The organism is Cypionkella sp. (genome assembly GCF_028290025.1).
GTDB lineage: Bacteria > Pseudomonadota > Alphaproteobacteria > Rhodobacterales > Rhodobacteraceae > Cypionkella.
Genome location: NZ_JAQGKQ010000004.1, coordinates 1 through 12,112, shown reverse-complemented (window position 1 = coordinate 12,112; position 12,112 = coordinate 1). Strand labels below are relative to the sequence as shown.

Here is a 12,112-nt window from a genome sequence, read left to right as displayed (position 1 = left end):
TACGGGCCGTATTGGTTCAACTCGCCCCATCGGAGTGCGCTTGTCTTCGCTACGGGATTACGCGCGGCTGCGAGAATGAAACTTCCGCCGCCTCATGTCGCAGCTTGGCGTGGTCGGCTCGTGTTGGGACAAATGCCGACTACTGACCAAGTTTTTTGATGCGGCCTTCAACGGCGGGTTTCACTGTGCCGAGCTTTTCGACGTAAGCCATCACATCGGTTGCCACGAGGTTGCCTGCGCCTGTGTCGGTAATCAGGCGGCCACCCCCAAGCGTTGCGTAGCCATCGCCGCCGCCAAGAATGAAGTCGTTGACCGCAACTTTGTAAAGCGCATCGGGGCTAAGAGGGGTGCCGCCGATCATAACCTTGGACACCCGCGACCCCGGTTCTGCGCTTGGGTCATAGCTGAAGGTTAGCCCTGAAACTTGCGCAAAGCGGCCCGCGCCTTTTTCAACCTGACTGACGGCGTTTTCCAAAGCGCCGAGCAGTTGGCTGCCGGGCAGTTCGGTCAGTATGGTGACATTGCCGAAGGGCAGCTCGGTGAGAATATCGCGGCGGGTCAGTTTGGTGCCTGCATCATAGGTGCGGTCGGCGCGGATGCCGCCGCCGTTCATAATCGCCACATCTGCGCCAGTTTGGGCGCGCATTGCGTCGGCAATCAGGTTGCCCATGCTGGATTCCTCGGCCCTGACCACGTTGCGGCGGCTGTCGAGGGCGGTTTCGGTGGTGCCAATTTCGACGTTCAGCGTCTGATCAAGGCCCGCCGAAAGCTTATCGACCATCGCTTGGGTTTCAGGATCGGGCTGCACGTTTGCGGTATCAATGAAACGGAACGCCGGGGTCCATTTGATCACGCGCTTGCCGTCGGCCTCGGTCACTTCGATGTTCAGGTCGATGGGCGATAGGAACTGGCCGTCGATGGAGGTCTCAATATAGGCGGTTATGCCATCATAGGCGGTGGCATAAGAGTGGTCATCGCCCGATAGGATCACATCAAACTCATGCGATTTCAGCAGCTTGCGGTCGTTGTCCATATCGGTTTGCACCACGCCGACGATGATATCTGCACCATCGGCGCGGGCGGATTTAGCGGCGGAAATACCTGTCTCGACTGAGGGCAGAAACTTCAGATCACCTGTGGCGGCAACCGAGGGCGAAGTGTCTTGACCCACCGGGATCAGTGCGACTTTCAGCCCGGCGATCTCTTTGACCATCACGCCGCCGACGCCTTCCATTGGCGAGCCATCGGCGTCGGTGATGTTGATCGCGGCCCATGGGTATTTGGAGGCTTTGACTTTCTCGATGAAGTTGGCAGGCCCAAAATCAAACTCGTGGTTGCCGGGAACGGCGAGATCGAAGGGGACGATGTTGGTCAGATCAATGGTGTTCTGGCCCTTGTCGAACCCGGAAAGCAGCGAGGGCGACAGCATATCGCCGTCAAATAGGTAGAGCGTGTTCGGGTTGGCGGCGCGCTCGGCCCGCGCCACGGCATTCAGGCGGGCAAAGCCGCCACGGCCTTCGGATTCGGTGAAGTTATAGACGTCGCCGACGCCGAGCAGGGTGAGCTTGACGGATTCGGCTTGGGCGGTAAGCGGGAATAGCGCTGCGCAGAGCAACAGGGCGGGGCGAATGGCGAGCGGGTGGGGCATGGCGATCTCCTCGGGGTTGTGGCTGTGAGTGTGGGGCGCTGCGGTGAGTCTGTCAAAGCTCGGCTTGAGGTTTGGCGGTGGTGCGCTGATGTGAGGGGATGCTTGGATAAGAATAGATAGCTTTGGTTAACGCACAGAAGTTAACGAAAGCAGAAAGCTTGACCGAAACCACGGCGCAGGGCATGAGGCGCTATGCTGATTTACAAGATATTCCTGCGCGTCGAATGGGACGCTTTTCGCAAGTTTGGCAAGACGGCGGGTGCGCCTGTCGATCTGGCCGATGGCTTTGTGCATTTCTCGGGCGCGCCACAACTGGCTGAGACAGCGGCGAAGTATTTCGCGGATCAGTCCGATCTCGTGTTGGTGGCGTGTGATGCGGATCGCTTGGGTCCGGCACTGAAATGGGAGGCTTCGCGCGGCGGGGCGTTGTTTCCGCATCTGTATCGCGAATTATTGATGGCCGATGTGGTGTGGGACAAGTCGCTGCCACTGGGACGCAGCGGCCATATCTTCCCGGAGGGCGTGTTTTGATCGAAGCTTTAGGGCTGGCAGTTCTGCGTCGGTTTGATCCTGAGCGCGCGCATGGGTTGTCATTGCGGGCGCTGTCGGCGGGGCTGGTGCCGTTGCCGGGGGTGATTACCTCGCCTCGGCTGGCGACGAATTTGGCCGGGTTGGAATTGCCCAATCCGGTGGGGTTGGCGGCTGGGTTTGATAAAAACGCGACGGTTGTGGGGCCATTGACGCGGGCGGGGTTTGGCTTTGTCGAGGTCGGCGCTGCGACGCCGCGGCCGCAGCCGGGCAATCCGCAGCCTCGGTTATTTCGGCTGACCGAGGACCGCGCGGCGATCAATCGGTTCGGCTTTAATAATGAAGGTGCAGAGGCGATTGCTGCGCGGTTGGCTGCGCGGGTGCGTGGAGCGGTGCCGGTCGGGCTGAACCTCGGCGCGAATAAGGATAGCGCCGACAAGGCGCTGGACTTCGCACAAGTGTTGGCGGTTTGCGGGCCGCATGTGGATTTCGCGACGGTGAATGTGAGCTCGCCAAACACCGAGAAGCTGCGGGATTTGCAGGGGCGGGCGGCTTTGTCGGCTTTGCTGGCGGGGGTTATGGAAACGCGGGATGCGCTGGCGCGCCCTATCCCGATCTTCCTGAAGATCGCGCCGGATTTGACTGTGGATGAGTTGGCGGAGATCGCAGAAGTCGCCTTAACCTCGGGCGTCTCCGGGATCATTGCGACGAATACAACCTTGTCGCGAGAAGGTTTGGTAAGTGCTGGAAAATCGCAGATGGGAGGGCTTTCGGGCACGCCGTTGTTCGAAAAGTCTACGCAGGTGTTGGCACAGCTGTCGGTTTTGACCGAAGGCAAGCTGCCGTTGATCGGGGTTGGTGGGATTTCCGGCGCCGAGGAGGCTTATGTCAAAATCCTCGTTGGGGCATCGGCAGTGCAGTTTTACACAGCGATGGTCTATCAGGGGATTTCGCTGGCGGCGAAGATCGTGCGGGGCTTGGATAAACTGCTGGAACGTGACGGCTATGCCTCGGTCGCCGATGCGGTGGGCAAGGGGCGCGCGCAATGGCTGTGATTTTCCGCGATGCACAGCCCCGCGATCTGGCGGCGATGGTGGCGATGCTGGCGGATGATCCGTTGGGGAAGGCCCGAGAGGGCGCGGATATGGCACCCTATCTGGAGGCGTTCGATGAGATTATTGGCAACCCGATGCATCAGATGATTGTTGGTGAAACGGGCGGGCGGATTGTGGCGATGTGCCAGCTGACCATCCTTGCGGGGCTGTCTCGGCAAGGTGCGAAACGGGCGTTGGTTGAGGCTGTGCGGGTGGTGGCTGATCTGCGCGGGCAAAAGCTTGGTGAGGCTTTGATGGCGGAATGTGAGAGCCGAGCGCGGGCGGCGGGGGCGTTGGTGATGCAACTGACCACCGATAAGACGCGCCTTCGCGCCCATGCCTTTTATGATCGACTGGGTTTTACTGCGAGCCATATCGGCTACAAAAAGAATCTCTAAGGTCATCCTCTCTGCTTAAATATCCTCGGGGGGTGAGCCTGATAAGGCGAGGGGGCTGACAGCCCCCTTTTCCCCGGCGCTCAAGGGCGCTACATCCTTTGCAACACATGGGAGATCAGCGATGGAAGACGGTATCAACAGCTTTATGACCGGACCGGACGAGCAAGGCCGTTTTGGCAAGTTTGGCGGGCGTTTTGTGTCTGAAACGCTGATGCCGCTGATCCTCGATCTGGAAGCCCGCTATGAGTTTGCCAAGACCGACCCTACGTTCTGGGCGGAGATGGATGATCTGTGGAAGCATTACGTTGGTCGGCCATCGCCGCTTTACCATGCCTCGCGGCTGACCGAGCATCTTGGCGGTGCCAAGGTTTATATGAAGCGGGATGAGCTGAACCACACCGGCGCGCATAAGATCAACAACGTGCTGGGGCAGATCATTCTGGCGCGGCGGATGGGAAAAACCCGGATTATCGCGGAAACGGGTGCTGGTCAGCACGGCGTGGCGACGGCGACGGTTTGTGCCAAGTTTGGGCTGCAATGCGTGGTCTACATGGGCGCGCATGATGTCGAACGGCAGGCTCCGAACGTGTTTCGGATGCGGTTGTTGGGGGCGGAGGTTATTCCGGTGACTTCGGGTCGCGGCACGCTGAAGGATGCGATGAACGATGCTTTGCGCGATTGGGTGACCAATGTGCGCGACACGTTTTATTGCATCGGCACGGTTGCAGGGCCGCATCCCTATCCGGCGATGGTGCGGGATTTCCAAAGCATCATCGGCAAGGAAGTGCGGTGGCAGCTTGAGGAGCAAGAGGGCGCGGGCCGTTTGCCCGACACGTTGATTGCCGCGATTGGCGGTGGCTCCAACGCGATGGGGCTGTTTTATCCGTTCCTTGATGATCCGTCGGTGAACATCATTGGCGTGGAAGCGGGCGGCAAAGGTGTCGATGAGCGGATGCAGCATTGTGCCTCGCTTACGGGTGGGCGTCCGGGTGTGCTGCATGGCAACCGCACCTATCTGTTGCAAGACAATGACGGGCAGATTTTGGAAGGCTTCTCGATCTCGGCGGGCCTTGATTATCCCGGTATCGGGCCGGAACATTCTTGGCTGCACGACATGGGCCGCGTAGAATACGTCAGCATCACCGATGCCGAGGCGTTGGAGGCGTTTCAGCTATCGTGCAAGCTGGAGGGTATCATTCCGGCGCTGGAGCCTTCGCACGCCTTGGCGCATGTGATGAAGATCGCGCCGACTTTGCCGAAGGAACATATCATCGTGATGAACATGTGCGGGCGTGGCGACAAGGATATTTTCACCGTCGCCAAGCATCTAGGCTTTGATATGAAAATCTGAGCCGAATCAAAGTTTTATAAAAGCCGCGCCCCCGCACGGAGGCGCGGCTTTTTGTTGGCAAAATTTGGATATTTTTCAGACTTTTGCTGTGGGAGTTCGGACTAAGGTCTTAAACTTACAGCTATTTTTCCTAAACTGTGGTTTAGCGGCGCAAACTATTGGCCGAATGTCCGGCGGCTAAACTCTGTGCCCATAGCCTGCCGGGTTTGTGGCTGTCATCGCTGAACTCGTCGCCACAAACGGCGCGTTTGCATAGCAGCACAAGGGAAACCCGATGAAACTGACAGTAAAACCAATGATGATAACCGCGCTTTTTGGCCTCTGGGCCGGCACTGCGCAGGCCGCGATCACCGCGAATGATGTCGTGGGCTCGTATCAGGATGCGGCCTTTACAGACATCGAAGTGAAGGAAGGCCCGAACCAAATCAAAGTTGAGGCCGTCAAGAATGGTGTAAAGGTTGAGGTGGTCTATGACAAGGCGACCGGCAACGAGGTGAAGCGGGAATCCGAGGCCAGCACCGAGGCTGGCGGCACCGGAGTAGAGGTTTCGACGACGGACCATGATTTCGCCGACGATAACGGCCATAGAGACGGCGCAGACGATGACTCTGATGACAATGGTTCAGGCGACGGCCCGACAAGTGGCTCGGACGATGGTGCAGATCATGACGCAGGCGATGATCATGGCGGCAGCAGCAGTGGCAGCGACGACGGTGCGGATCACGACGCGGGCGATGACCATGGCGGCAGTGGCAGCGATGACGGTGCGGACCACGACGCGGGCGATGATCATGGCGGCAGCGGCAGTGGCAGCGATGGCAGCGGTCACGATGGTAGCGGTCATGACGGCGGCGACCATGACGGCGGCGACCAAGATGGTGGTTCGGACGACTAAGCCCGAAAAATGATATGCCAAGCGCCTCAGACCTTGGTCGGGATTGCGGCGCTTGGCATCAATGATAGTGTGTTGCAAGCGGCGTGGACGCGCCGCTGGAAGGATCAGGGATGAACCGCAGATCGTTCATGGCTTTGAGTGCCGCCAGCATTGCTGGTGCGGCTGGCGTTTTGGCGCCCGGCGCAGCACTTGCCGAAAGCTATCAAAGCTCGGTCGTAGAGCAGTTGCGGGGGCAGGGCTACCGCCAGATCAATGTCGAGCGTACCTTGCTGGGCCGGGTGCGGATCGTCGCGGAGCGGCGTGGCGGATCGCGTGAGATTATCCTGAACCCGCGCACCGGCGAGATTTTGCGCGATGTCGTCGTCGCGGCGGATGGCCGCCAAATGCCGCAGATCGCGGACGATGATGACAAGGGCAAAGGCAGTTCGGGGGATGACGGGTCTGATAACAGCGGGTCAGATGATGGCTCTGATGACGGTGGTTCGTACAACGGCGGTTCCGATGATAGCGGCAGCGGTTCGGGCGACAGCGGAGATTCGGGCGACAGCGGATCAGATGGCAACAGCGGCTCGGGCGATGATGGCTCGGGTCACAGTGGTTCGGGCAGCAGTGGCTCTGGACACGACGATTCAGGGCACGACGATTCAGGGCACGACGATTCAGGACACGACGACTCGGGCGATGACGACTAAACGGCGCGTTTTGCACAGCATAGCGGTGCGGCAATCTTGGAGTTGATGTGAGACATCCGGCTTTCGTCTTTGCGATCTTTCTGTTGCAGGCGGCTTGCGCGATTTTCTTCGTGTCGGATATTTTGTCATCATTTGTCGGCATCACCACGACTCCGCTGCCGTGGGAACTGCGTGAGATAATGGAGATTTGGGCGGCGCTTGGCCTGATTGTTGGCGTGGTTTTGGGGGCGATCTTGTTGCGGCAAGCCATTCGTGACCGCCGCGCCGCCGAGACGCGACTGCGCAGGGCCTCGGGTGCGTTCATGGGGTTGTTGGACGAGCGGTTTGCCGAATGGGCGCTTACTCCGGCGGAAAAGGACGTGGCGCTGTTTGCGATAAAGGGCATGACCACCAGCGAGATCGCGACTTTGCGCAGCACATCAGAGGGCACGGTGAAGGCGCAAACCAATGCGATTTATCGTAAGGCGGGGGTCAGTGGGCGCTCGCAACTTTTGTCACTGTTCATCGAGGATTTGATGCGGGACGAGGGTGGGACGTTGCGGTTGCCCTCGGCTCAGTCCGCCGCGTAGGTCTGCAAGATCGCCAGATCGACCACGTCCAATGTGCGTTGATGGGTGGATGTCAGGCGGATTTTCGGAGCAACACCCTCGGCATGAGCTTGCAGGAAACGTCCGGCGCACAGACACCATTGATCGCCGGGTTTAAGGCCAGCGAAACCGTATTCGGGGCGCGGGGTGGAGAGATCATTGCCTAAGTATTTCGAGTAGGCCAAAAATTCGGCCGTCATCAGCGCACAGACGGTATGCAGGCCCTGATCCATTGGGCCAGTGTTGCAGCGACCGTCGCGGAAAAATCCGGTGACGGGGTTGGTCGAGCAGCTTTCCAGATCGCCGCCGAGAACGTTGAGGGAGGGCGCGCGCATAGTGTCTCCTTGTTTTCAGTCATTAGTTAACGCAGAGGCGCGCACTGTCCAGCGGTTTGCGGCCAATTCATCTTGGGGGTTGGTCGCGGCATTTTGTCCGCACCGCCGCCGTCAGCAGCCGATGCTTCGCAGCAGGCCCGCCATCGCTGATGGCCTGAGCGCGATACGAAAGTTTGCAGGCTCCCGCAGGTATTGGGGTCTATTAACTTAATGTCTGCAAGCATTTATAGGGTGCGATGTTCCCCACTGTGCAGAACGGCTCGGCGGCCCTAAGGTAACGCAAAAGTCTGGGGGACTGTGAATGGACGGCTTGCTAGTTTTGCTGGCTCTGGTGGCGCTTGCCATTCCAGTGTTGATCATTGTGCTGCTGATCGGACAGATCAGGTTGCGCAGCCGCATCGGCGTCGTGGAGCGGCAGTTGGCGGCGCAAAGCCAGCGTTTGCAGGCGCTGCCGACCGAGGGCGACATAGCCCGCGCGGCTGGGCCGATACCGACGTTTGGCGAACCTGCTGGCTCGGGAGCGGTGCAGATCGCCGTTGCTCCGGTTGCCGAAGACGCGCAGATCGTCGGGGTTGAGCCAAGGGATATCGTCGCAGCAGAGCCTGCGACAGCAGACGCAAATCGGCCTTTGACACCGTGGGAGCGTGCGGCGGCTGGCGCTAAAGCCGCGGATGCCGTGCCTGTGGCGGCGCGGATGCCTGCGGGGCCAAGCGTGTTCTCACGGTTTGCGGCTTGGTTTAAAGCGAACTGGGTTTATGCGATCTCCGCCGCGTCCTTGGCTTTGGCGGGGGTGTTTTTCGTGCAGTACGGCATCGAAAACGGGTTGCTGCCGCCAGCGTATCGGGTGTTGGCGGGGATCGGCTTTGGCCTGTGCTTGATTGCTGCGGGGGAGTGGTTGCGGCGACGTTCGGGCGATGGCGAGGATGTTTCCACCGCGTATCTGCCATCGGTGTTTGCCGGTGCGGGCTTGGTATCGGTGTTTGCCGCCGTAATATCCGCGCGCTTGATGTATGGGCTGATCGGGCCGCAGATGGCCTTTGTGGGGCATGTGGCGACGGCCATTTTGGCGCTGGTGCTGGGGTGGTTCTATGGGCCGCTGCTGATTGTGATCGGCTTGCTCGGCGCGTTCGTCGCCCCCTTTGTGGTGGCGGGCGAGTCTGACGCCGCGCCGTGGCTCTATGGTTATTTCGCACTGATCGCGGCTTTGGGTTTGGGTGTGGATACGTTTCGGCGCTGGGCTTGGGTATCGGTGTTGGCGCTGGTGCTGGGCTATCTGGGCGGTTGGGTTGCGATGGAGTCAGAGGCGGGTGAGGCGGGCTGGATTTGCTTGCTGCTGGTGTTGCCACTGCTGGCGATCATCATCCCCGAGCGCGGCCTGATCCCGCGTCAGCAGGGGCCGTCGGTGCTGATGCACCGCGCAGCGACCAAGATTTCCGTGCCGTTCCCGGTGATGTTGGCGACGGGTGCGGCCTTGGCCTCAACCTTGGCTCTGGCGATGTTGGCAAAAGCGCAGCCGACCGAGGCGTTGTTGGCGCTGGGTGGGCTGACTCTTCTGACGCTCGCCTATGTGATTTGGGCGGAAAAGGCCGAGGGCTTGGCAGATCTGGGCTTGATCCCGGCGGTGGGTTTTGGGCTGATGCTGCTGCAAATCGGCGGTTCGGAACTGCCGCTACAGTTGATGTTTCAGCATGCGGCGGATTGGGGTCCGGAATGGGTGGCCGCAGCACCGAGGTCGATCACGATCATGGTTGGTATGGCGGCGCTGATGTCGGCGGCGTTTGCGTGGCGGTCGCGGCAAGAGGGGCCGCAGTATTTGATACAGGGTGCTGCGGCGGCTTTGGTGGCTCCGGTTGCGGTGACGATTTTGGCGCTGCTTTGGCTGCCAGAGCAGGTGATCGGGGCCTATCCGTGGGCGCTGCATGTTATGACTGTGGCGGCTGGCATGGTCGGTTTGGCGGTAGTGTTTGCGCGCGGACCGGATCGCCGACGCCCGGCTTATGCCACGCTGTCGGCACTATCGCTGATCGCTTTGGCGCTGTTTTTGGTTACCACGCACACGGCGCTCACCTTGGCCTTGGCGCTGCTGGCGCTGGTTGCAGCTTGGTTGGATCGTCGGTTCAAACTGCCCGAGATGGGCTGGTTCATTCAGGCGGCAGTGGCTGTGTTGGGTTATCGGTTGCTGGCCGATCCGGGGCTTGATTGGGCGTTCGAGGCGCCGTTGGGTCAGGTGGTGCTGGCGTTTGCGGGGGTGATAGCGGCGCTGGTTGCGGCGCTGCGCGTTCTGCCAGAGGGTCGGATTTTGCCCAAGGGCGTGCTGGAGTCTGCGGCAGCTGGTTTGGGCGCAATCTTGGCCAACGTTTTGATCATGCGCTGGATTTTGCCATCCGAGGCGCCGAGTGATGTTGAAACCCATTGGTCGGCTGGCTTGAATGCGCTGCCATGGTTGGTGCTGATGCTGATGCAGATTTATCGGGCGCGGCTGGGCGGCGGGCTGGTGCGGATGCGCCAAGCCATTGCTTTGCTGGCGGGACTGTTCGCGACGGCGGCTTTGGCGCTGGCGGTGGGGCCGTTCAACCCGCTGTTCAGCTTTTACGCCAGTGATCCGGGCAGTTTGGTACTCGGGCCGTTCGTGTTGGATACGCTGCTGATAGCCTACGGGGTGCCGGGGCTGATGTTGCTTGCGGCGGTGTGGAAGCTGCCGGGGCTTGGGCGGCGTTTGCGGCTGGGGTTCTTAGTGGTGGGCGTCGCGCTGTTGGCGCTTTACATCGGGCTTGAGATCCGGCGGTTCTGGCAGGGTGATTGGCTGGGGGCGTCAGGTGTCGTGCAGGGCGAGCTTTACAGCTATACCGTGGCACTCATGCTCTTGGGAGCGGGGCTGCTTTATCAAGCGATTGCGCGGCGTTCCAACTTGCTGCGGCGGGTGGCGATGGCGGTGATTGGCTTGACGATTGCCAAGGTCTTCCTGCTCGATGCGGCGGGGCTGACCGGCCTGACCCGCGTGGTCAGCTTCCTCGGCCTTGGGCTGTGCTTGGCAGGGCTTGCTTGGCTGAACCGTTGGGCGGGCGAGGTTTCAACGCAGAAGCGGGACACCTGAGGCGGTCTTGGCGCCATCGACCAGCCCATAGCGCAGGCCCCGCCCGATGCGATGCGCAAGGGCGGACCAAGCCTGCGCGGTGTCGGGCGGCAGCTCGCGGGTGAGGGTGGCGTCGAACAAGGCCAGCCACGGATCAAACATGCCGGGGTGGACGTTGCCTGCGGCCTTGTGCACGGCCATCGGGTTGCCGTCATAACCACGCTCCAGCAGGATGGCATTGCGCCAGAACAACGCGATTTTCGCTTCATGTGCGGGCCAGTCGGTGACATGCGAGGCGAAAATCGGCGCCAAGGTTGGATGGTTTCGGACCGCCGCGTAAAACGTGGCGATTACGCTGTCGATTTCGGCGGGGGAAATGGCAAAACGGGCGAGGGGGGACATGGCAGGCTCCTATGCGCGCAAATTGAGGGATATGGCGTCGCGCTGCAATAGCGCGCGCTGACGCAGGGGCTTTGACCTTTCCGCGCGGGCTTTCTATAAGGCGCGGATGGACCGCATATTCGTGAGCATGTTCCGAATTATAGGCCCGGCGCTCTGAGCCATCAGACGCCGGGATTTTGGTGCCTTGCACCCTTCCGATACCTGACATTCCAAGGCCAAATTAGGCCCGACCTCAAGGACTGCCGCGATGTGCGCTGATGTGACTTCTGACTATTCGAACACCGTATTTCTGCCCGAAACCGATTTCCCGATGCGGGCTGGCCTGCCTGCGCGTGAACCCGATTGGCTGGCGCGCTGGGAAAAGATCGGGGTCTACGACCGTTTGCGCGAAAAGGCCGTGGCTGAGGCCCGCGCTCCGTTCACCCTGCATGACGGCCCGCCCTACGCCAACGGCCATCTGCACATCGGCCATGCGCTGAACAAGATCCTGAAGGATATGGTGGTGCGTTCGCAGCAGATGATGGGCAAGGATGCCCGCTATGTGCCCGGTTGGGATTGCCACGGGCTGCCGATCGAATGGAAGATCGAGGAACAATACCGGGCCAAGGGGTTGAACAAGGACGACGTGGATATCGTCGATTTCCGCCAAGAATGCCGCCGCTTTGCCGAGGGCTGGATCGACGTGCAACGCTCCGAATTCAAGCGTTTGGGCGTGACGGGGAAGTGGGAAAAGCCATATTTCACCATGGATTACCACGCCGAAGCGGTGATCGCGGACGAGTTTATGAAATTCGTCAACAACGGGTCGTTGTATCAGGGGTCGAAGCCAGTGATGTGGTCGCCGGTGGAGAAGACGGCATTGGCCGAGGCGGAGATCGAATATCACGATCATACGAGCCATACGATCTGGGTGCGGTTTCCGGTGATCTTGCTTAAGAAGCGTGAATGGGCGTTTGATCCAATTGCTTCTGACGCCGAACCATACGGAACTGGCGATGGTGTTGAGATCGATCTAGGCTTCGTCCCCCAAAATGAGCTTCTTCTGAAGGCGTCAGTGGTAATTTGGACCACGACGCCTTGGACGATCCCGCAAAATCGCGCGGTAGCCT

At 60.3% G+C, this 12,112-nt stretch carries 12 protein-coding genes; 9 read left to right on the top strand and 3 right to left on the bottom strand.

The features are described 5' to 3' along the window. Positions 1–139 precede the first annotated feature (139 nt). A complete protein-coding gene (locus JWS10_RS00380; protein WP_299503705.1) occupies positions 140–1,648 on the bottom strand; it encodes a 5'-nucleotidase C-terminal domain-containing protein in 1,509 nt (502 codons plus the stop codon). A gap of 192 nt (positions 1,649–1,840) precedes the next feature. Between JWS10_RS00380 and JWS10_RS00375 the strand changes: the two genes are divergently transcribed. The 7 genes from JWS10_RS00375 (at position 1,841) to JWS10_RS00345 (ending at position 7,175) form a co-directional block, all read left to right on the top strand. Beyond that, positions 1,841–2,179: a DUF952 domain-containing protein gene (locus JWS10_RS00375; RefSeq protein ID WP_299482536.1), complete on the top strand. Its 339-nt coding sequence runs from the start codon at positions 1,841–1,843 to the stop codon at positions 2,177–2,179. Beyond that, positions 2,176–3,231, top strand: a complete 1,056-nt coding sequence (locus JWS10_RS00370) for a quinone-dependent dihydroorotate dehydrogenase (protein WP_299503704.1) — start codon at positions 2,176–2,178, stop codon at positions 3,229–3,231. Before JWS10_RS00375 ends, JWS10_RS00370 begins: the two co-directional genes overlap by 4 nt. Then, positions 3,222–3,668 (top strand): GNAT family N-acetyltransferase, encoded by a 447-nt coding sequence (locus JWS10_RS00365; RefSeq protein ID WP_299503703.1) that lies wholly within the window; start codon positions 3,222–3,224, stop codon positions 3,666–3,668. The genes JWS10_RS00370 and JWS10_RS00365 overlap by 10 nt, the downstream gene beginning before the upstream one ends. Positions 3,669–3,789: 121 nt before the next feature. Beyond that, on the top strand, positions 3,790–5,019 hold the full coding sequence (gene trpB / locus JWS10_RS00360; protein ID WP_299503702.1) for a tryptophan synthase subunit beta: 1,230 nt from the start codon (positions 3,790–3,792) through the stop codon (positions 5,017–5,019). Positions 5,020–5,293: 274 nt separating this feature from the next. Next, positions 5,294–5,914 carry a hypothetical protein gene (locus JWS10_RS00355; RefSeq protein ID WP_299503701.1) on the top strand — a complete coding sequence of 207 codons (621 nt, stop codon included), beginning with the start codon at positions 5,294–5,296 and terminating at the stop codon, positions 5,912–5,914. A 110-nt stretch (positions 5,915–6,024) separates the two neighbouring features. Next, complete coding sequence (locus JWS10_RS00350) at positions 6,025–6,606, top strand: hypothetical protein (protein WP_299503700.1); 582 nt, start codon at positions 6,025–6,027, stop codon at positions 6,604–6,606. A 47-nt stretch (positions 6,607–6,653) separates the two neighbouring features. Beyond that, positions 6,654–7,175 (top strand): helix-turn-helix transcriptional regulator, encoded by a 522-nt coding sequence (locus JWS10_RS00345; RefSeq protein ID WP_299480144.1) that lies wholly within the window; start codon positions 6,654–6,656, stop codon positions 7,173–7,175. Here JWS10_RS00345 and JWS10_RS00340 read toward each other — a convergent pair. Continuing rightward, complete coding sequence (locus JWS10_RS00340) at positions 7,160–7,528, bottom strand: DUF2237 domain-containing protein (RefSeq protein WP_299503698.1); 369 nt, start codon at positions 7,526–7,528, stop codon at positions 7,160–7,162. The genes JWS10_RS00345 and JWS10_RS00340 overlap by 16 nt on opposite strands. A gap of 301 nt (positions 7,529–7,829) precedes the next feature. Between JWS10_RS00340 and JWS10_RS00335 the strand changes: the two genes are divergently transcribed. Then, the gene (locus tag JWS10_RS00335; protein WP_299503696.1) at positions 7,830–10,622 is read left to right on the top strand and encodes a DUF2339 domain-containing protein; all 2,793 of its coding nucleotides are present in this window, start codon (positions 7,830–7,832) and stop codon (positions 10,620–10,622) included. On the opposite strand, the gene JWS10_RS00330 is transcribed toward JWS10_RS00335, so the two are convergent. After that, a complete protein-coding gene (locus JWS10_RS00330; RefSeq protein WP_299503694.1) occupies positions 10,599–11,003 on the bottom strand; it encodes a group III truncated hemoglobin in 405 nt (134 codons plus the stop codon). The genes JWS10_RS00335 and JWS10_RS00330 overlap by 24 nt on opposite strands. A gap of 247 nt (positions 11,004–11,250) precedes the next feature. On the opposite strand from JWS10_RS00330, the gene JWS10_RS00325 reads away from it, so the two are divergent. Beyond that, on the top strand, positions 11,251–12,112 hold an 862-nt coding region (locus JWS10_RS00325; protein WP_299503692.1), incomplete at its 3' end, for a class I tRNA ligase family protein.